The following is a 20770-nucleotide window of genomic DNA, read 5'->3' as shown; positions in this document are numbered from 1 at the left end:
TTTTGTATTGATTTTTTTTGCATTGATAAAATTACTGCTTATTCAAATTTGCGCTCAATCTTAGTTTCAATTGTTTCGATATAGCCATGCCATGTTGCATATCCAATTAGAGGCATAATCACTAGGAACGCAGCAAAAAACGTAACAAAGCCCAAAAATACCGAGAACAAGATCACGCACGCCCAAATAAACATCGGCACTTTATTTCGCCAAACAGCATTCATGCTGCTTAACACCGCAGTCGCCAAATCTACTTTACGCTCCAATAATATTGGTTGAGTGAACGCACTGATAAAGAACACTAAGACCGTAAAACCAAAGCCAACGATCGTTCCTAAGAGTAAAAATGGCCATGCATTCGCAAGGGAAAAACCTAAGTACTCAGGATATAGGGCGTGTATTAGCGAGGCTACGCGTAACCAAAATATCATTAGGATCATAAGAAATAATCCAAAGCCCCATTCGTTTACTGCGTTTCTCGACATCGCTTTTAAGGAATGTCTTAATGAAGGTTTACGTTTCTTTTCAAACTGCCAAGCAACGTCATAAAGACCGGCTGCAAGAAAAGGACCAATTAACATGAAGCACACCATTGCCGGAGCAATGACTAGATGCCACTCAGTTGCGTACACCAACATGTATATTGCGAGAGGTAAAATGGTAAATATAGCACCGTAAGTAAAACTGATAAATTTTGCTCGTTTAAAATCTGTTACTGCAAGTCCTATCCACTTAAAGCAAGCAAAGGAGTCGAGTTGCTTACATGGAATAACACGTGCAATACCGCTCTTTTCAATAGCGTTTTCTTCAGCGGCTTGTTCTATTTCTTGAGACATGACATCCCCTTAGTTGGCGTGGCAATACAAAATCCTTGTAGCATGTTCAAATGCTTATCAGATCTGAATGTTTTAATAATGCTAAAATCATCACATAATTTTAACAAAAATTAAAGCAGATCCTGCATGTATACTAGGTAAGAACCTTACTCACGTCAAAATTTGATCACATATTATTGATCTGGGTCAGTCGCCAATCTATTACCGTATTAAATTGTTGGCTCAAAAACTCATTAAGGTCGCTAAAACTAGTAACTTCACAGTCATAACCACAGATCATTTCAGCAACAAACTTGTGACAATTTTGGCGAACCACATGATAGTCATAAAGGGTAAACAGCTGCGACTGCGCGCGACTAATTGATTTGGGCTCAGCAAGGGCTTGGCCCTGTGGATTACAGGCAACATAGATATGATCACCACTGCGGTTCGCTAAGAACCGACTAGGACTGACACAGCGCACTAGGCCGTTGCCATTTAACTCATAGATATTCCCGTCAATCCATATACCGGTATGATCTAAAACCTCATAGATACCGCAGGTCACTATACTGCCATTGATGGGCGCGCGAGGCTTTTTGCAGTCGCCGGGTAATTTTTGCACGATACTGCGTTGTCTAAGATGGGCATTATTCAGCTTGTTTCCTGCATATAATGAAACTGCCGCAGCCCCTAACCAAATTAATGGTGCTGGCATACTTTCAAACTCCTAATCTCAACGATGAATGCACATCTTTTTGACCCATGCTCAAACCCACTTGCCACAAAGAGCATTATGCTAGTAAAAAACATTGTGAATATCTGTACTAAACTGTGACAAAACGTGTCATTTATTGCTTAACACTCTGCAGTCAATGCTTTACTCTTAGAGCATTCAAACCTCATTCAGTTCATATTTGCCCCATGCAGCACATCTTACAATCTAAAAAGCTCGCAAATGTATGTTACGACATACGCGGTCCTATTCTCGCCCAGGCCAATAAAATGGAGGAGGCCGGAGATCGTATCCTTAAGCTCAATATAGGTAATCCAGCGCCCTTCGGCTTTGATGCGCCCGACGACATCTTAAAAGATGTAATTCGTTTGTTGCCCACTGCACAAGGCTATTCAGATGCACAAGGTATTTATAGTGCGCGGGTGGCAGTTATGCAGTATTACCAGCAAAAAGGCATCGACAATATCGCCATAGAAGATGTTTATTTAGGCAATGGCGTAAGCGAAATGATTACCCTGTCGATGCAGGCACTTTTAGACAGCGGCGACGAAGTCTTGATCCCTGCCCCCGATTACCCGCTTTGGACAGCAGCAGTTAATCTTTCTTCCGGCACAGCAGTACACTATATTTGCGACGAGCAAGCCGGCTGGTTTCCAGATATTGCGGATATTCGCAGTAAAATTTCGACTCACACAAAAGCAATTGTGTTAATCAATCCAAACAATCCTACTGGTGCAGTTTATTCACCAGAGCTGCTGTTAGAGATTGTGAAACTAGCAAGAGAGCACAACTTAGTCATATTTAGCGATGAAATTTACGACAAAGTTCTGTATGACGACGCCCAACACACCTGTATTGCGTCCTTAGCTCCCGATTTGTTCTGCGTGACCTTCAGTGGCTTATCAAAAAACTACAGAGTGGCAGGCTTTCGGGCCGGGTGGCTAGTGGTTAGTGGTAATAAAAAGTCGGCAAAAAGCTACATTGAGGGGCTTACTATTCTATCGTCTATGCGGATGTGCGCTAACGTACCCTGCCAGCATGCCATACAAACTGCTCTTGGCGGATATCAAAGTATTCATGATTTAGTAAATAACGATGGTCGTTTGTTGACGCAACGTAACCTATCTTACGAACGCTTAAATCAAATGCCCGGTATTTCTTGCGTAAAGCCTATGGGAGCAATGTATTGCTTTGCAAAAGTTGATGAAAAGCGTTTTGGTATTAAAAGTGATGTAGACTTGATACTAGATATTCTGAAAGATAAAAAGATTTTATTAGTACACGGCTCGGCTTTTAATTTGCAGCAAGGCGTTTATTTTAGGCTTGTATTTTTACCGCATAAAGACATTCTAAGGCCGGCCTTAGACAGCATGCATCACTTTTTTGAGACTTATAAGCGAGCAATGTAACTATGGCAGTTATCAGCAGTCCGTTTTTAGCCTGGATTTTACGTATGCCCTTGATTAAGCGCTGGGCATTAATGCATTCAGTCAAACAAGAGAACGTAGCCGAGCACAGCCATCAAGTGGCGGTCATCGCGCATTTACTTGCCAGCATAAGAAATACCTATTTTGATGGTGATGTAAGCCCTGAGCGTGCGGCAACTGTCGCGTTGTACCATGAAGTGTCCGAAACAAAGCTTCAGGATATTAATCATGTCACCAAATATCACAACCCTGACTTAACCCGCGAATTCAAAAAAATTGAGAAGTTAGCAGAGATTGAGTGTTTAAATACCCTTCCTGAGGAATTGAAAGAGCAGTTCTCTTCTTTACTTGTGCAGAACAATGTCGACCCAATTTACAAAAAGATAGTAAAGGCCGCAGATTTAATCTCGGCATACTTAAAAGCCTCCGACGAACTTAGCTTTCAAAACAAAGAGTTTGCGCATGTAAAGACGCGACTAGAGTCTATGCTCGCGGAGTTTAGTGAAGATATGCCCGAAATTAAGCTGTTTTTTAAGTTATTTGAAGAAAAATGTTTTGCCAATGTCGATGAGTTATCCCAATCGAAGTAACGCTGAGTAAAGGAAACAACTGACGTGATCCAATGGGACCAAAGAAAACAAATACGTTCTGACAGTCGCGACGGTGATCATCGCAGTCCTTATCAGCGCGATAAGGCGCGGATTATGCACTGTGCATCCTTCAGGCGCCTTCAAGCAAAAACTCAAGTAGTTGGCGTGGGTATCAGTGATTTTTATCGAACCCGGCTCACTCATTCGCTAGAGGCGGCACAAATTGGTACCGGGATCACCGCACAGCTCAAGCAAAAGTTCCCTGACATTTCAACCGCCTTGAGTCTAGACGAGCATTTAATTGAAACCATTTCATTAGCCCACGATATTGGTCATCCACCCTTTGGGCACGGTGGTGAAATTGCCCTGCATTACATGATGAGTGACAGCGGTGGTTTTGAAGGTAACGGTCAAACCTTCCGCATTTTAACTAAGCTTGAGGCCTACTCGGAACATGACGGTATGAATCTCGCCCGACGTTCATTGCTTGGCGTCATAAAATACCCCAATTTTATGAGTGCACTTAGTCATCCTAATTATCACCCTGATAAGCCAGACCGGTTTTCTCAAGTAAAGGCAAGCCAGTGGCATCCACCCAAGTCTTTATTTGATTGCGATCGAGACGCATTTGATTGGGTCACATCGCCCATCTCTGCGAAGGATAAAGCAACATACATGCTGGCAGACAACAACCTTAACGAGCATAAAAAAACCCGGCATAAGTCAATAGATTGCTCAATTATGGAACTAGCTGACGACATTGCCTACGGCATTCATGACTTAGAAGACGCCATCGTAATGGGCTTGATCAGCCGCAGCGCGTTTTCTGAACAAGTTACCGATAAGCTAAAAGTACTAGATATACCCTGGCTTTCAGAACAGGCTGAACATATAGAAGAGCAGTTGTTCCATGCCCAAGCCTACAAACGTAAAAATGCGATAGGTGCGCTAGTAAACTGCTTTATTACCGCCATTGACGTAAAACGGCTGCATCTTTTTGACGAAGCCTTACTTGAACACAATGCACAGCTTCCAGCTTCGTATCAGCAGGCTTTACACACCTTTAAAGCCTTTGTCTTTGCATACGTGATTAAAAAACCCGAAATACAGCTCTTAGAGTATAAAGGACAACAGATTGTAATGGCCTTATTCGAAGCGTTTGCCAGTGAACCTGCAAGGCTACTGCCGAAAAATACAGCACAGCGGTGGCTGCGTGCAAACGAACAGAGCGCTACACTTGGCCTTCGAGTAATTGCTGATTACATATCTGGAATGACCGATGCTTATGCCAACCGAGTTTATGCGAATTTGTTTTTACCAAAGTCCCATCGCATTACAGATAAGTAATTTTGAAACTCTTAGGACATATAGCTGGTCTAGTTATGTAGCGCTAATAGTTTGTGCACGTGGCAAAACATTAGGTTGGTTTATCAGAGCTATTTCGAGGAAGTAATGTGCTTATAAAATCATGGAAAAACAGTCAGTTAAAAGATAACGATGTTACCGATGAGCAGGTATATCACGACCGCCGCAGTGTCTTAAAAAAATTAGGCTTTACTGGCGCAATGACTCTGCTGTCTCAAAGTGCAGTAGCAGGGTCGTTCGACTGGTTCAGCAAAGACGAGACCCCCGCGTTCAAAACGACACCGCTGAACTTCACCAAAGCAAAAGAACAACTTAATCCGCTAACTGACGAAAGTGTCGCCACAAGCTATAATAATTTTTATGAGTTTGGCACAAGTAAAAGTGACCCCTTAGAGAATGCCCAAGAATTCAACGTTGATCCATGGAAACTTGAGGTAGGCGGCTTAGTTGAGAGCCCTCTTAGCTTAGATTACGACGACCTGTTAAGTAAGTTTAGCCTTGAAGAACGCATATATCGGCTGCGTTGTGTAGAGGCGTGGTCGATGGTAGTGCCTTGGATTGGCTTTCGCCTCGCAGACCTAATCAAAGCCGCCAAACCGCTCAGCAGTGCCAAGTATGTATCATTTCAAACCTTGTACAGTCCTGAGCAAATGCCTGGGCAACGCAGTCGCTTTGTTGGTGGTGGCGTCGATTATCCCTATGTAGAAGGTTTAACCATAGACGAAGCCATGCACGACTTAAGTATCATGAGTGTTGGCATGTACGGTAAAACGCTTCCCCCACAAAACGGTGCCCCAGTAAGATTGGTCGTGCCGTGGAAATATGGCTTTAAAAGTATTAAATCGGTGGTAAAGATAGAGCTGACCGATAAAGAGCCACCAACCACATGGAATATTTTAGCCCCAGATGAATATGGTTTTTACGCCAATGTGAATCCAAATGTTGACCACCCCCGTTGGTCCCAGGGACGCGAGCGACGTATTTTAGGCACAGGTCTAAATGCGCAGCAGCGTATTGATACCAAAATGTTCAATGGTTACTCTGAAGTAGCATCTTTATACAGTAGCTTGGACCTGAGGCGCTTTTACTAGTGCCTACACTTTTTGATTTGCTTGGCATACGTTGCAATACATGGTCAATTCGGTAGGCCTATGAGTAAACCTAGCCTCTCTTTACCCAGATTTGCGGTAAAGCGCCCTATTAGAGTGGCAAATTTTTGGATGCTGTTACTACGCTATGGCATCCATGCAGTCTCAGCAATATGGCTGGCTTGGGCCTACTATCAGGGAATTAGCGGTAATTTGCCCGGTGATCCTGTGCAATACTTATTAGATTTCAGCGGTATTGGCGCCCTGCATCTTCTGCTATTGAGTCTGCTGGTAAGTCCATTGGCCCAAGGTTTAAAGTTTTCACAACTCATGCGCGTACGCAAAACTCTTGGCGTGTATGCAGCGGTGTATGCCATCTTTCACCTATATGTGTTTACTGCCTACGAACTTCAGTATGAATGGCTATTGATCATCGATGAGATCATTAAACGCCCTTACATTACAGTGGGGATGTCGGCATTGCTTATATTAACAGCCTTACTAATCACCTCTTTTGATCGCGTTAGAAAACGCATGGGGGCACGCTGGCAATCCCTGCATAATTTTACCTACCTAGCGATTATCTTAGGATGTATTCATTACCTATGGTCAGTAAAGTCAAATTGGTATGAACCCGCTATTTACATCAGTATTGCTCTACTTTTACTGATTTACCGCAGAAAAAAAATACAAAATATATTCAAATAAAGCTTGCATGTTTATTTATACAGTATTACTGTTCACACATACAGTAGTTACTGTATAGCTAAACAGGTAAGTCTCTGAGTAAAACCTTACTCGTTCGAACGACTTGTTGGCACTAACAGCGCGAAGGCGCTCTTTACTAAACAGCAAGGGGTCTATTATGGCTTTTACTACATACACTCAAACAACTAATCCACGCCAATCTGCAGGAGCAGTGAACGCAGTTAAAGGCATGGCACAACAAGTCTCTGCTAGTAACATAGCTTTCATCGCCGAGACAAATGCTAAAAAACGCTGGTTGTGCAGTGTTGCTGAAGGTGTAAAGTTAAGTAAAGACGTTAAAAATGGCCTTAATATCGACAGTCGCGGAACAAAAAGCCAATACGAGTTGATGGTGAAACTGCTCAAAGCAGAAACCTGTGACGTGATTTACTTTGACTGTCAGCTAAGTGCTAGCCAGCTTGGTATTTTAAAAATGCTGCAGGTGTTTTCGAACACCGAACTCGTGCACGCGCGCTTAGCAATGCAGTTTAATAGAGCTGCGGGATAATGATTTTCTTTTAAACTTAGGACTATGGATTGACGGGTACAAGTTTCCACAGATTGTTTTCTAAACTTTGAAGGGTGCGTGTATGTGGTTTTGTTTTTAAGTCTAAATAGTCCACCGATATTGGATTAAATACGACAACTGCAAAATGCTGGCTTATGCCAGCTTTTTGATTTTCATTCATTGCTAAGCTTTTATCACCCGCTTCATAATCCGAATGCTGGATTAACTGCTCATCTGGCGCTGAGTAGATCTCTGACTTTGGAGCTGGACAAAAAAATCCAGCACGGGCACCATCAGACAAAGCGTGCCATTGTTGTTTATAGGTTTTTGCCTGCACTGAAGTGTCACCTGTAGTGCTTCCAAAGCTTTCAATCTTTCCATCGGTTTGGAAAATAAGCGTTAGCTCACAGCTTATACGATACTGCTCTCTACTTTTTGCAAAATACCAATGTAACTCGGTAAACGGGTGCGCTTGCCATTCGCTCACCTTCTCACTGCGAATATCAGTTACTGCAAGTAAACTATTTGAAGCGTCATGAAAGCCTCTGAACACCATTGTACGAAGCTTAGGCTTGCCATCTAAAGCAACACTAGCAACCTGTATATATTTTGCTTCAGCCTTGCTGCGATGGATATGTAAGCTTCTGACTAAATCTTGGCGCCAAACGGGATATATCATTTTGACACGGAGATCCGATTAAATAAGCGGTAAAAATTTTCAGTAGTGATACGAGCGAGCTCTTCAATACTTACTCCTTTTAGTTCAGCCACAAACTCACCTACCCGTTTTACATATTTAGGCTGATTTTCTTCTCCTCGATATGGCGAAGGTGCTAACCAAGGCGAATCAGTCTCAATTAACAGTTTGTCCAGTGGTATATGGCGCACTGTCTCTTGCAATTCTGACGCAGAATTGAAGGTAACTATGCCCGAAATGGAAATATAAATCCCCATTTCCATGGCTGCGCGAGCCATATCTAATGATTCTGTAAAACAGTGCAAAACTGCGCCAGTGTCCCGTTGATAATGCGCCTGTAATAAATCCAGTGTGTCTTGTTGTGCGGAACGGGTATGTATGATCAGTGGTTTTTTCACCACGTTAGCGACCTTAATATGATCGACAAATGATTGTAACTGCACCTCTTTTGTATCGGCACTGTAATGGTAGTCTAAGCCGGTTTCGCCCACTGCAACCACGTCATCTCGTTGTGCATGAACTAACAAGGTATCATAATCGCACGCATCTTCTTGATGTAGAGGATGTACGCCGCAACTCATCGATACATTTGGATAGTGACTTACTTTTTCGCGCATCGCGTCAAACTCTTTGACCGATACCGCCACACACAGCATATGCTCAACCTGACTATCTAATGCAGCTTGCACTATATTATCGAGATCCGTATCTGCGTGTTTTAATCTATCAAGATGACAATGTGAATCAACAAACATAGGGCTCCTAGGAGGTAGACTGAACTTGAGCAAACAATGCAGACAATATTAAGGCTTTGTTTAAGCCTGCTTGACGAAGCTTTTTAGTGGCTAAGGTAGCACTATCATAAACAGCCATCCATTTAACACCAACTACCCTGTGGCTTTGCTCCGTTGTATTTTTTACCTCAGTGGCAAATAACTGTAAACTTAACTGAGCAGTCCAATGCACCGCCTCTGTGGCAAAGTCCTTCCATTTGTTGGCTAAACTTTCTGCGCTGGCTTTGCCATCAGTTAATGAAATAAAATCTTGTTGAAACACTACAAAATCTAAACTTGTATTGTCTGCTTGTTCAAGAAATAACAGAGGCGAATGCTTGTATGCCGCTAAGGCTTCTGGAGTGGGAACAGTTTGAGTTTTTCCTGCCAAAAAATCTATACTTTGTTGGTAACTAGGCATAGGCACTCTGATTTTTTCACAGCGGCTCTTTATCGTAGCGAGTAAATATTGAGGTGCATTGGTGCTGAGTACTAAGTATGTATCATTGGTGGGCTCTTCTAAGGTCTTTAAGAGAGCATTACTGGCCGATTCACTCATCGTCTCAATATTTTCAATGAGAACCACTTTGTTGGCACTTAGCTGGGCAGTCTTTGTCACCTGTTCGATGGCCACGCGCACCGCATCCACCCCAATTTGGGTCTTTTCTGTGGTCACCGGATGGAAATCTGGATGTGATTGTGCGTTAAGCAACATGCATGCTTTACAGCTATTGCAAGGCAAAGTCTGGGTTGCAGAGCATAAAATACGCTTCACAAGAGTCTGCGCCAATACTGACTCACCGCTTCCATGCTCACCTACCAGCAAAATGCCGTGATGCAGCTGTTTATCTTGCAATCGCTGACTTAGCTCGGTCATTAGTGGCAACAACCATGGATATAACATCTTACGATTGCCCCTTAATAAAGTGTTCGAGCGCAGCAGTCGCATCATTCTGGACAGCTTTGATACCTTGCGATGCATCGATTAACACTGCATTTGGCAATGCATTGATATGTTCAAGGTAGGTAGCGCGAGCCCGCTCAAAAAAGCCTAAACCTGCTTGCTCTATGCGGTCCAGCTCGCCTCTTCCCCTTGCACGCGCTAGCCCGAGTTCCGGCTCTATATCCAAATAAAGTGTAAAATCAGGGGCAAATTCACCCAATGTCATCTGCCTAAGTGCAGCCAACGTCTCAAGTGGAACCCCGCGGCCTCCACCTTGATAGGCCACTGATGATAAATCGTGGCGATCGCCTAAGACCCAATTACCCTTATCTAAAGCCGGCTTTATAACATTTTCAACCAGTTGACTACGAGCGGCGTACATTAACAAAAGTTCTGTTTGCTGAGTGACTCTTTCGCCTTCCCAATCTTTTTTCACGCAGTCACGGATCGCCTCGGCCATTGGCGTGCCCCCTGGCTCGCGGGTCGTCACTACCGTTATATCATGTTTTTCAAGAAGCGCTTTTAGCGCAGCAATGACACTGCTTTTCCCCGCTCCCTCTAATCCTTCTATTGCAATAAAAGCGCTCAATGGTAGTCCTTGCTATCGATTCAGTTGATATTCAGCTACGGCTTTATTGTGCTGCGCTAGTGTTTCAGAAAACTGATGACTACCATCACCTTTCGCTACAAAGTAGATATAGTCAGTAATCTGAGGCTGCACCGCCGCCATTAATGACGCCCTGCCGGCCATTGCTATGGGTGTTGGCGGCAGCCCTTTAATCCTATAGGTATTGAAGGGCGTCATTTCACGTAAATGTGCGCGAGTGATATTACCATCAAAATCAACACCAATACCGTAAATCACAGTGGGGTCAGTTTGCAATCGCATATTTAATTCAAGGCGGTTGCTAAATACCCCGGCAATCAGACCTCGCTCAGATGCAACTGCTGTTTCTTTTTCGATGATAGATGCAAGGATCAAAGCCTCATAAGGGCTTCGTAAAGGAATGTCTTGAAATCGCTGACTCCATGCGATATCCAGCTCAGTGTCCATGGCATTAAAAGCGCGTCGCAAAATTGAAAGCGCAGAATCTTGATACGAATAGAAGTAGGTGTCGGCCAGTAAACAACCTTCTAGGGACGACATATCGTTCTCGCAAAAATTAGTGTGTTGCGAAGTTTTCGTTTCGGTAACAAGCGCATATAGTAAATCAAACTCAGGAAGATCTTGTTTTAAAGTGCTAGTGGCACTTAATAAGCTTAACCATTGACGTATGGTTTGGCCTTCAACCAATGCAATACTAAACTGGGTTTCTTTGCCCTTAGAAATTTGTTCAAAAATAGATTCAAGGCTCTGACTTGAATTAAACTCGTAATAGCCGGCTTTCACGCGGCTGTTCTCTGGGTAAAGTTTTAACCAAAGCTTAAAATAAGTATGATTTAATTCACTGTGCGTCACAGGCAAACTTCGCCAAATGCTTTGCGCAGACTGGCCCGGTTTAAGATGCACTATCAAGGGTGTTTGGATATTAATTGTTTGAGTGCCAAGCGCATTCACCTGAAGAAATAGTGCGTATGCGCCTACAGACAGCAGGAACATCACCCCCATAAATATGATTACGCACTTTTTTAACATCTAAACATTTTGCTCCACTTGCAATATCGAACTGAGAAAAGGCGCGATTAATTCGCCAAGATCAGTAGTCAATAAGACATCCGCATTTTGATAATGCAGCTTATCTACTTGCCTGACGCCCTTTACCGCATTGCTCAGTAATATACTTTGTGCTGAGCAAAGTTGCTCGATGTGATGGCTGGCCTGGTTAACAAACAAGCCTAAATCCTGCAGATACAGCAAAAATGCATTTCGCATTAGACCCTTCACGCCCCCGCTATTTAGGGGCGGTGTATACCAGCATCCGTCTAGTTTATAAAACACATTTGCCGATGAGGCTTCGATTACATGTCTCCGATAATCACACATCAATACATCGTCGCAATGCATATTTAACGCTTCTTGCTTCGCCAAAACCTGTGCGAGCCTATTGGTGTGCTTGAGGCCTTCTAATTTATCATGGCTAGGTAAACAAATATCGCTAACCATTAACAATTTCACATTGCCCTGCGCCTGCATCGATTCCGCGCTATGGGTGCTGATAATACAGATTGGAGTCTGTTGCTCTGGTGGCTGATAGCCACGACCACCGCTTCCCCTGGTGACGATTACCTTTATCGCCAGAGGTTCGCGCTGCAACGCAACTAAGCTTTGAAGAGTCCTATGCAGCTCATCCCAATCTGTGAACTTAATATCCAAGCCAAGGCAGGCATCTTGTAAGCGCTGAATATGCTCAGATAAAAGGGTGATGTTATGGTTTTCTGCATACATGCTCGTAAACGATGCATCACCATAGTGAATACTGCGATCGCTGGCAGATATAGAAGTAGGATTAACGAGTATGTTATGTGCTAGCATGACGGCAGTTTATCGCCAAAACACAGTCAAGCAAACCATAATATTATGCTTTGCTCGACAAATTTTGAGAGAAGTAACGGTGAAAGCTATTTCCCAAGCCGCTTGAATAACGCTGAACCATTAGTGCCGCCGAATCCAAATGAATTACACAGAGCATAATTGCCATGGATATCTGCTGCATGATGGGCAACAAAATCAAGATCACAGCCTTCGCCGGGTTCATCTAAGTTAATTGTCGGCGGCGCTTTTTGATCGCGCAAGGCTAAGATCGTAAATATTGCTTCTACTGAACCGGCTGCGCCTAATAAGTGCCCAGTCATCGACTTAGTTGAACTGACTTTAACACTGTAAGCATGTTCACCGAATACTGTTTTGATAGCGCTGACTTCTGCAACATCACCCGCTGGGGTAGAAGTTCCGTGAGCGTTTACGTAAACGACATCTTTCGCCGCTACAGCAGCATCATTCAAGGCATTTGCCATTGCATCTGCCGCACCTTCTCCATCTGCTGGGGGAGAGGTCATATGGTAAGCATCGCCACTCATGCCAAAGCCTACTAGCTCAGCATAAATTTTCGCGCCTCTCGCTTTTGCATATTCATATTCTTCTAACATAATTACACCGGCCCCCTCGCCCATCACAAAGCCATCTCTGTCTTTGTCCCAGGGACGACTTGCCTGTTGTGGAGAGTCGTTACGAGTTGAAAGTGCTCTAGCTGAACCGAATCCAGCCATTGCCAATGGGGTAATACTTGATTCTGCGCCGCCCGCGAGCATTGCATCGGCATCACCGTAGGCAATTGTCCTAGCAGCTATGCCTATGTTGTGAACGCCAGTGGTACAAGCCGTCACAACATTTAAATTTGGGCCTTTCAGCCCTTCCATGATCGACATAAAGCCAGAAATCATATTGGTAATAGTAGAAGGGACAAAAAATGGAGAGACGCGCTTTGCGCCGCTGGTCAGTAATTTTTTATGATTTTCTTCAATTAATCCTAAGCCACCGATACCAGAACCGATTGCTACACCTACGCGTTTTGCGTTACTAGCATCAATCACCATACCTGAATCGCGCAACGCTTGAATGCCTGCAGCAATGCCAAGTTGAATGAAGCGGTCCATTTTTTTCGTTTCTTTCTTAGGAATATATGCTTCCACATCAAAATCAACAATTTCACCGGCAAACTGGGTGTTAAAGTCGGCTGGGTCAAAATGCGTGATCGGGCCAATACCGCTTTTACCAGCCAAAATATTTGACCATGTGGTATCAATGTCATTACCTAACGGTGTTAGCATGCCAAGACCGGTCACTACTACGCGACGTTTTGCCACGACAGCCTCCTAATGTAAAAAAACTTATGTTATAGAAACGAAAAAACGGCCCAATGAGAGCCGTTTTCTAATAATTCTGCTTACGCGTCTTTATTAGCGTTGATATAATCTATTGCTGACTGAACGGTAGTGATTTTTTCCGCTTCTTCATCAGGGATTTCCGTGTCGAATTCTTCTTCTAGAGCCATAACTAGCTCAACTGTGTCTAAAGAATCAGCACCTAAATCATCAACAAATGAAGCTTCTGACTTCACTTCGTCTTCTTTAACGCCTAACTGCTCGATGATGATCTTTCTTACGCGTTCTTCGATGTTACTCATAATGACAGGTTTCCTTAACATACCTTGTTTTTAAAATTATCGCGGTTAGTTTATTGCCCTATCCGTGACCATGCAAGTCTAACAACCAATTTTATCAGTGGTCAAACCACAAACACTTGTTTTACGCATAAATTCTGCGCAACTATTTTTGTAATGTCTATCTAAAATACATCAATTTTTTAAAATTTGTAAGTAATTATATAATTAAATACAGACACTTACGCCATATGCATGCCACCATTCACATGGATTGTTTCTCCAGTGATATAGGCAGCCGCTTCAGAGCATAAAAAACCAACAGCCGCAGCTATTTCTTCTGGTTGACCCAATCTATTAGCAGGTATATCGCTAAATATTGCCTGTTTTTGGTCATCCGTCAAACTTCTTGTCATGTCGGTATCAATAAATCCAGGTGACACTACGTTAACAGTAATTCCGCGAGATGCAATCTCTCTAGCCATCGATTTACTAAATCCGATCACTGCGGCCTTGGCTGCAGCATAGTTTGCTTGCCCACCGTTTCCTGTTGAGCCGACGACTGAACCAACTGACACAATTCGGCCATTTTTCTTTTTCATCATTCCACGCATTACTGCTTTTGATAATTTGAATACCGAGTTTAAATTGGTTTGCATGATTTCATCCCATTCTGAGTCTTTCATGCGCATAATCAGATTATCTCGTGTGATCCCTGCGTTGTTTATCAAAATATCAGGAGCGCCATAGGTGTCGGTAAGCGCCGCTAATACAGCAGCAATCGATGCGTCGTCAGTAACATTAAGCATCATACCTTGACCGTTTTCACCAATATAAGCAGATATTGCCTCAGCACCTTTTTCTGAGGTTGCAGTGCCAACCACGGTGGCACCCTGCTCAATCAACTGCATTGCAATCGCTTTACCTATGCCACGACTCGCGCCGGTGACCAAAGCTACTTTTCCCGTTAAATCAAACATCTATATCCCTTATAAGTCTGCTGGCGAATTAAAATTTGAAAGTTCAAGTGACTTATCAATACGCTTGTTAAGACCGGTCAGCACTTTACCGGGTCCTACTTCAATAATACGGCTAACGCCCTGCTTGACTAAATACTCAATCGACTCAGTCCATCTTACAGGGCTATACAATTGTTTAACCAATGCTTTCTTTATCGAATCTGCAGAGGTTTCAATACGTACATCAGTATTGTTCACTACCGCATATTGCGGCTGTGAAAACCGCATTGATGATAACAAGTCTGCCAACTGCTCTGCAGCCGGCTTCATAAGCGCACAGTGAGAAGGTACGCTCACTGCCAATGGTAAAGCACGTTTGGCACCCGCTTCTTTACACGCAGCTCCAGCAATATCCGCCGCTTCTTCGTTACCCGCAATCACGATTTGCCCAGGTGAATTGAAGTTTACCGGCGAAACAACCATATTGGTGTCTGTAGATACTTGTTTACAAATCTGAACAACAATCTCGTCATCCAAACCAATAATCGCATACATCGCGCCGGTGCCCTCCGGCACCGCTGATTGCATATATTGCCCACGAGCTTCGACTAATTTAACAGCATCGGATAGCGAGAGTACTTTTGCCGCAACTAAGGCAGAATATTCGCCTAAGCTGTGACCGGCAAGGTAGTCAACCGAGATTGAGCCTTCTGCTAATAAGACACGCCAAGCGGCATAGCTTGCAGTTAGCAATGCCGGTTGCGTTACCTCTGTTTGGTGTAAGGTATTGTTTGTATCGTTTTGCGTAAGGTCCCATAGATCGTAGCCGAGTGCATCAGATGCCTCAGAAAACGTATCTTTTACAAGCCCAGAATGATTGGCCAATTCTGCAAGCATGCCCACAGACTGAGAGCCTTGCCCTGGAAAAACACAGGCTAACTTGCTCATACTTAATTTCCTTTCAACATAGTATTTTTATTATCGTTAATAATCTTAAAATAGGCTTATTGTTAATACTTAACTAAAGCAGAGGCCCAAGCAAAACCACCACCAAAGGCCTCGAGCAAAAGATTTTGGCCGCGTTGAATCCGCCCGTCTCTAATTGCAATATCCAGCGCTGTCGGCACCGTCGCAGCAGACGTATTGCCATAATTTTGTAGGGTTATGACCACTTGATCCAGAGACATGTTTAATTTTTTAGCGGTTGCTTTAATAATTCGAAAGTTGGCTTGATGCGGAACGAGCCAGTCTATATCGGACTTTTGTAAATTATTTGCAGTGAGTGTTTCCTCTACAATCAAGCTAAGCTTGGTTACCGCAACTTTGAATACCTCATTACCCTTCATCGAACCCCAGTTCTCATGCAGTGAGGCTTCACTGCCATGCTGTACATGTCCGATCGTTAACAGATCTCCATATGAGCCAGCTGCGTTGATATGTGTGGATAAAATCCCTGGCGTGTCGCTAGCTTCAATAATCGTAGCGCCGGCGCCGTCGCCAAACAGAATAATCATACTGCGATCCGCAGGATCGATCATACGGCTCAAGCAATCGGTTCCTATCACCAGAATTCGCTTAACCATGCCGCTTTTTATGTATTGATCGGCAACACTCAGTGCATAACAATAGCCTGCACACGCAGCCGCTACGTCAAAGGCAGGTATGTTATCGATGCCTAGTATTTTTGCGATTTCACAGGCCGAACTAGGTAACGCGTATCGGCCACTGGTGGTGGCGCAAACTATCATTTCGATATCTGAAGCATGTAAGCCCGCGATTTCTAGGGCTTTCTTCGCAGCTTCCGCTCCCATCGTTCCAGCGGTTTCATGCTCACCAATAATTCGGCGTTCTTTGATGCCAGTTCGATCCATAATCCATTCATCAGATGTATCAACCATGGTTTCTAAATCGGCATTACTACGCACTTCGCTCGGAAAGTAGCTTCCGGTCCCGTTTATGCGTGAATACATAAGCTTAATGCTCCATTAGTTCTTGTTCTATTATTGTTTTTATTTTATCAGGTACACCTTGCGTGACTTCGGCAATTGCTTGCTCTATCGCATAAAAGCAAGCATCGGAAGATGCATTGCCATGGCTTTTAACCACAGTGCCGCGCAATCCTATCAGACTCGCGCCATTATACTGGTCGGGGTTCATGCGTTGATACAAACTTTTTAACAATGGCAGGGTAAGTTTGCTTATAAATCTAGCAAACCATGTTTCTTGTGTGATGGATTTAATTTCACTTACCACTAACTTCGCAATACCTTCACTTGCCTTTAAAGCAACATTGCCGGTAAATCCATCGGTTACCACTACATCTACATCACCTGAAAATATGGTGTCCCCTTCCACATAACCAATATAGTTGACACTTTCACATTGTTTGACCAATAAATCAGCATGCTTAATTAAAGAATGGCCTTTGATATCCTCTTCACCCACGTTGAGTAATGCTACGCGAGGGGATTCTAGCCCTTCAACTTGCTGCATCAACACCGAGCCCATTACCGCATATTGCAAAAGATTCTCGGCATCGTAGTTGATGGATGCGCCTAAATCCAATAGCAATACTTTTTGCTTTGTTGCTGTAGGCAGAGCGGATACTAGGGCTGGACGGGATATACCGGGGATAGTTTTAAGAACGTGGTACGCCATTGCCATTAATGCACCGGTATTACCGCAGCTAACGCAGCCATCGGCCTGCTCATTGTGCACTAAATCTATGGCCACACGCATACTTGAATCTTTCATTTTGCGCAAAGCAACTGTGGGTTTGGTTCGCATATCAACGGTTTGAGAACACGCACGCAGTTTCACACGCTTTTGCTGCAGCGCACTGAGCTCACTTAAGATGTTATCGAGAGCTTGCTGTTCACCACAAATAATAACAACAAGATGGGAATGTTTATCGAGGGCGCGTTTTATCGCAGGCAAAAAAACATGGGGGCCGCGATCGCCCCCCATGATATCTAACGCAATAGTAATCATCGAAAAGACCTAAGCCTTAGATTTCGATGACTTTTTTACCTTTATAAAAACCATCTGCAGTCACGTGGTGACGTAGATGAGTTTCACCAGAGGTCGAATCAACAGACATTGTCTTGGCTGTTAATGAGTCATGAGAACGACGTGTGCCGCGCTTTGCTCTGGATTTCTTACTTTTTTGTACCGCCATAGGTTACTCCTAATCTCGCTTAAGCTCTTTTAAAACCGCGAATGGGTTTTCGCGCTTAGTTGCCGGTTCGATCTTTCCGAAGCTCATATCCTCTGCCTTTACCTTGCATTCTTCATCTGCATGAAGCGCTACAATGGGTAAGGACAAAATCAATTCGTCTTCTAATAATTGGAAGAGATCGACTTCTCCGTGGTCATCTACCTCTACCGGTTCATAAGCGTCGGGTAACGTGTCCGCTTGTTCACTCCCCTGCACGGGCGAAAAACAAAACTCCGTATCCACATTATATGGATAGGTTTGGTTACACCTTTGACATACTAACATTACCTGTACTGCAAGCGTACCTTGAAAATAAGTAAGACTCTGCGCGTCTTTTAAAAACTCAACTTTCACCGATACTTCAGATAATATCGAATCTACCATGTCATTGAGCCGCTGCATATCTCTAGCAACATACACACCCTCGTAAGACGAGCGTATTTGTGCGCTTTTGATCGGATCAAGACGTTTAGGTAGTTTCACATTTGCCATAGCGCGCGCATGATATAGGCTTGAGCTATTATAGTCAAAGAATTTCCTATCTTTTCCGTACAGATACGCCATAATTTACGCACTATATTTTTTAGCTGTTTCTCAAGATGATTTATATCGAATTTGCTGTCGGCCTGTTACTGCTGATTATATCAGCGCAAGTGTTACTCAAAGGCGCAGTCGCGCTTGCTACTGACTATGGTATTCCGCCCTTAATCGTTGGCTTAACAATCGTTGCGTTTGGCACTAGTGCTCCTGAATTAGCGGTAAGCGTACAAGCCGCCTTAACTGAGCAAACCGATGTGGCCTTAGGCAACGTTATCGGCAGTAATTTATTCAATGTTCTATTTATTATGGGCTTGTGTGCGCTAATACTACCGCTTAAAGTGTCAGCTCAACTTGTCAAACAAGATATTCCTATTTTACTCGCGTTGACCCTGCTGGTTTACCTATTTGCACTCGATCAGCTTATTTCCCGATTCAATGCCTTAATCTTGATTATATTGCTGATTGCTTATTTGATGCTGCTATTGAAGCAAAGTAAAAATACTGAGCCAAATGATTCAGGCGTAAGCGCGACGCTTGATCACATTTCAACAGACAAAAAGCCTAAGGCGTCTTTTGCTCAATCTTTTGTAATAAACATGGTGCTCGTTATTGGCGGCATCGCTGGATTAGCATTTGGCTCTAATCTTTTAGTTTCTTCGTCTGTAGCATTTGCAAAAATGCTTGGCATCAGCGAGCTGCTGATTGGTCTTACTGTATTAGCTATTGGCACGTCCTTACCGGAAATCGTGACATCTTTGATTGCAGTATTTAACAAACAGCGAGATATTGCAGTGGGCAATATTATTGGCAGCAACATCTTTAACCTGGTGGCAGTGCTCGGCGTGACAGGCCTTGTCTCATCGGCAGGTATTCCAGTCAGTCTTGGGCTTTTGGAATTTGAATTTCCTTTTCTGATTGTTTTTGCCTTGTTTTGTTTACCCATTGCTTTCAGCGGATATTTAATCGACCGCAAAGAGGGATTTTTCTTTTTGGCAATGTATATGCTTTACAGCCTCTATTTATGGATGAATGCCAACGCTCACCCGAGTGTAAGTATGCTCTATGCCCTCTTGTTTTATGTGCTCATTCCCATAGCCGCGCTGCTTATCGCATTCGATGCATATAGACATTGCAGAGAGCGAAACAAAAGAGACAAGCATTAATGTTTTCTAAGCTTCCTCAATTTTTACTGGCCTCTTCCTCCCCTTACAGAGCCAACTTGCTAAATCAAATTGGGCTAAAGTTTGATAGCTACTCACCGAATATTGATGAAAGCCCTAAAATAAACGAATTACCGCTACAGCTTGCGCAACGACTCAGTGCAGCAAAGGCAGAAAAAGCTTCCGAACAGTATCCCCAGCATATTATTATTGCCAGTGACCAAGTCGCCTGTTTAGCGGGTACTCAAACACCAATAGGCAAGCCTTATAACGCACAAAATGCGATTGCGCAGCTATCCACATACAGTGGTAAGACTCTCCATTTTTATACTGCGCTGAGCGTTTTCGCACCAAGTCATTATGCAAATTCACACGCTAGTCAGCGACAAACTATTGTAGAGAGCTATAGCGTAAATTTCAGAACACTCAGTAGCGCACAGATCCGCAATTATGTTGAGATTGATAAACCCTTTGATTGCGCGGGTAGCTTTAAAGCAGAAAGCATCGGCATTAGCTTGTTTGAGAGCTTTTCTGGGCGTGACCATAATTCCTTAATCGGCTTGCCGTTAATGGCTTTGATAGAGCTGTTAAACAACATAGGGATTGATGTTCTTGATCTTCAAATGCAGTATGCAGAGCAAGCCTAATGCATAAAACACCAGCATCCAGTCAATCACAGCATTTTACGGATGGCCCCAATAAAGCAGTCGTGATATACGACGGTGTGTGTTATCTGTGCAATCAATCTGTACAGTTTATTATTAAAAGGGATAAATATGATTCTTTTCTCTTTTCGCCGCTACAAAGTGAGTATGCGCAAACACTTATGCAGCACTATGATGTAGAGCACCTAGTGCAAGATACGTTTATACTAGTGAAGGACCAAAAGCTCTATTTACAAAGCGATGCAGCATTAGAAATCAGCCGCTCTTTCAGCGGCGCGTGGCGACTGTTGAGAGTCTTTAAATGGGTACCTAAGGCGATTCGTGATGTTGGCTATCGCTTAATTGCCCGAAACCGCTATCGTTTGTTTGGAAAAGCCGATAGCTGCCTGCTGCCCAGCGAAGCAATAAAATCTAAATTTATTTTGTAGCAGCAAAGACCA

Annotated in this window: 25 protein-coding genes; 9 read left to right on the top strand and 16 right to left on the bottom strand. The window is 43.5% G+C overall.

From position 1 onward, the window contains the following. Positions 1-38: 38 nt before the first annotated feature. Positions 39-836 carry a DUF2189 domain-containing protein gene (locus AB9H30_RS02275; RefSeq protein ID WP_371193001.1) on the bottom strand — a complete coding sequence of 266 codons (798 nt, stop codon included), beginning with the start codon at positions 834-836 and terminating at the stop codon, positions 39-41. Between the two features lie 166 nt (positions 837-1002). Continuing rightward, on the bottom strand, positions 1003-1533 hold the full coding sequence (locus AB9H30_RS02270; protein ID WP_371193000.1) for a hypothetical protein: 531 nt from the start codon (positions 1531-1533) through the stop codon (positions 1003-1005). A gap of 206 nt (positions 1534-1739) precedes the next feature. Here AB9H30_RS02270 and AB9H30_RS02265 point away from each other — a divergent pair, with 206 nt between their 5' ends. The 6 genes from AB9H30_RS02265 to AB9H30_RS02240 all read left to right on the top strand — a co-directional run bounded on the left by AB9H30_RS02265 (position 1740) and on the right by AB9H30_RS02240 (position 7276). Further along, entirely contained in the window at positions 1740-2960 is a 1221-nt protein-coding gene (locus AB9H30_RS02265; RefSeq protein ID WP_371192999.1) for a pyridoxal phosphate-dependent aminotransferase, read from the top strand. 2 nt (positions 2961-2962) lie between these two features. Further along, complete coding sequence (gene yfbR / locus AB9H30_RS02260) at positions 2963-3568, top strand: 5'-deoxynucleotidase (RefSeq protein WP_371192998.1); 606 nt, start codon at positions 2963-2965, stop codon at positions 3566-3568. A 27-nt stretch (positions 3569-3595) separates the two neighbouring features. Continuing rightward, positions 3596-4915: an anti-phage deoxyguanosine triphosphatase gene (locus tag AB9H30_RS02255; protein WP_371193193.1), complete on the top strand. Its 1320-nt coding sequence runs from the start codon at positions 3596-3598 to the stop codon at positions 4913-4915. Between the two features lie 107 nt (positions 4916-5022). Next, positions 5023-6024, top strand: coding sequence for a protein-methionine-sulfoxide reductase catalytic subunit MsrP (gene msrP, locus AB9H30_RS02250; RefSeq protein WP_371192997.1), 1002 nt, complete (start codon positions 5023-5025; stop codon positions 6022-6024). 60 nt (positions 6025-6084) lie between these two features. Then, a complete protein-coding gene (locus tag AB9H30_RS02245; RefSeq protein ID WP_371192996.1) occupies positions 6085-6729 on the top strand; it encodes a sulfite oxidase heme-binding subunit YedZ in 645 nt (214 codons plus the stop codon). 157 nt (positions 6730-6886) lie between these two features. Next, positions 6887-7276, top strand: a complete 390-nt coding sequence (locus tag AB9H30_RS02240) for a hypothetical protein (protein WP_371192995.1) — start codon at positions 6887-6889, stop codon at positions 7274-7276. 22 nt (positions 7277-7298) lie between these two features. On the opposite strand, the gene AB9H30_RS02235 is transcribed toward AB9H30_RS02240, so the two are convergent. The 14 genes from AB9H30_RS02235 to yceD form a co-directional block, all read right to left on the bottom strand. Next, positions 7299-7955 carry a pyridoxamine 5'-phosphate oxidase family protein gene (locus tag AB9H30_RS02235; protein ID WP_371192994.1) on the bottom strand — a complete coding sequence of 219 codons (657 nt, stop codon included), beginning with the start codon at positions 7953-7955 and terminating at the stop codon, positions 7299-7301. Further along, positions 7952-8728: a TatD family hydrolase gene (locus AB9H30_RS02230; RefSeq protein WP_371192993.1), complete on the bottom strand. Its 777-nt coding sequence runs from the start codon at positions 8726-8728 to the stop codon at positions 7952-7954. The genes AB9H30_RS02235 and AB9H30_RS02230 overlap by 4 nt, the downstream gene beginning before the upstream one ends. A gap of 7 nt (positions 8729-8735) precedes the next feature. Continuing rightward, positions 8736-9650: an AAA family ATPase gene (locus AB9H30_RS02225; protein WP_371192992.1), complete on the bottom strand. Its 915-nt coding sequence runs from the start codon at positions 9648-9650 to the stop codon at positions 8736-8738. Position 9651: 1 nt separating this feature from the next. Next, positions 9652-10278: a dTMP kinase gene (tmk, locus tag AB9H30_RS02220; RefSeq protein ID WP_371192991.1), complete on the bottom strand. Its 627-nt coding sequence runs from the start codon at positions 10276-10278 to the stop codon at positions 9652-9654. Positions 10279-10290: 12 nt separating this feature from the next. After that, a complete protein-coding gene (mltG, locus tag AB9H30_RS02215; RefSeq protein WP_371192990.1) occupies positions 10291-11325 on the bottom strand; it encodes an endolytic transglycosylase MltG in 1035 nt (344 codons plus the stop codon). Beyond that, positions 11326-12162: an aminodeoxychorismate lyase gene (pabC, locus tag AB9H30_RS02210; RefSeq protein WP_371192989.1), complete on the bottom strand. Its 837-nt coding sequence runs from the start codon at positions 12160-12162 to the stop codon at positions 11326-11328. Between the two features lie 86 nt (positions 12163-12248). Further along, entirely contained in the window at positions 12249-13493 is a 1245-nt protein-coding gene (gene fabF / locus AB9H30_RS02205; RefSeq protein ID WP_371192988.1) for a beta-ketoacyl-ACP synthase II, read from the bottom strand. Positions 13494-13573: 80 nt separating this feature from the next. Further along, a complete protein-coding gene (gene acpP, locus AB9H30_RS02200; RefSeq protein ID WP_214449853.1) occupies positions 13574-13813 on the bottom strand; it encodes an acyl carrier protein in 240 nt (79 codons plus the stop codon). Positions 13814-14031: 218 nt separating this feature from the next. Next, positions 14032-14769, bottom strand: coding sequence for a 3-oxoacyl-ACP reductase FabG (gene fabG / locus AB9H30_RS02195; RefSeq protein ID WP_371192987.1), 738 nt, complete (start codon positions 14767-14769; stop codon positions 14032-14034). Positions 14770-14778: 9 nt separating this feature from the next. After that, positions 14779-15696: an ACP S-malonyltransferase gene (gene fabD, locus AB9H30_RS02190; RefSeq protein ID WP_371192986.1), complete on the bottom strand. Its 918-nt coding sequence runs from the start codon at positions 15694-15696 to the stop codon at positions 14779-14781. A gap of 62 nt (positions 15697-15758) precedes the next feature. Continuing rightward, positions 15759-16718, bottom strand: coding sequence for a beta-ketoacyl-ACP synthase III (locus AB9H30_RS02185; protein WP_371192985.1), 960 nt, complete (start codon positions 16716-16718; stop codon positions 15759-15761). Between the two features lie 4 nt (positions 16719-16722). Beyond that, positions 16723-17739, bottom strand: coding sequence for a phosphate acyltransferase PlsX (gene plsX / locus AB9H30_RS02180; RefSeq protein WP_371192984.1), 1017 nt, complete (start codon positions 17737-17739; stop codon positions 16723-16725). 16 nt (positions 17740-17755) lie between these two features. Next, positions 17756-17926: a 50S ribosomal protein L32 gene (gene rpmF, locus AB9H30_RS02175; protein WP_371192983.1), complete on the bottom strand. Its 171-nt coding sequence runs from the start codon at positions 17924-17926 to the stop codon at positions 17756-17758. A 9-nt stretch (positions 17927-17935) separates the two neighbouring features. Continuing rightward, a complete protein-coding gene (gene yceD / locus AB9H30_RS02170; protein WP_371192982.1) occupies positions 17936-18457 on the bottom strand; it encodes a 23S rRNA accumulation protein YceD in 522 nt (173 codons plus the stop codon). A gap of 107 nt (positions 18458-18564) precedes the next feature. Here yceD and AB9H30_RS02165 point away from each other — a divergent pair, with 107 nt between their 5' ends. Genes AB9H30_RS02165 through AB9H30_RS02155 form a run of 3 tightly spaced genes read left to right on the top strand, consistent with a single transcriptional unit; the run spans position 18565 to position 20758 of the window. Further along, complete coding sequence (locus AB9H30_RS02165) at positions 18565-19668, top strand: calcium/sodium antiporter (RefSeq protein WP_371192981.1); 1104 nt, start codon at positions 18565-18567, stop codon at positions 19666-19668. Further along, positions 19668-20312 (top strand): nucleoside triphosphate pyrophosphatase, encoded by a 645-nt coding sequence (locus AB9H30_RS02160; RefSeq protein ID WP_371192980.1) that lies wholly within the window; start codon positions 19668-19670, stop codon positions 20310-20312. Before AB9H30_RS02165 ends, AB9H30_RS02160 begins: the two co-directional genes overlap by 1 nt. Beyond that, positions 20312-20758: a thiol-disulfide oxidoreductase DCC family protein gene (locus AB9H30_RS02155; RefSeq protein WP_371192979.1), complete on the top strand. Its 447-nt coding sequence runs from the start codon at positions 20312-20314 to the stop codon at positions 20756-20758. Before AB9H30_RS02160 ends, AB9H30_RS02155 begins: the two co-directional genes overlap by 1 nt. Positions 20759-20770: the final 12 nt, after the last annotated feature.

This window comes from Glaciecola sp. SC05, from assembly GCF_041380235.1.
Taxonomy (GTDB): domain Bacteria; phylum Pseudomonadota; class Gammaproteobacteria; order Enterobacterales; family Alteromonadaceae; genus Glaciecola.
The sequence above is the reverse complement of the archived record's forward strand: the minus strand, read 5'-3'. Positions and strand labels throughout refer to the sequence as shown.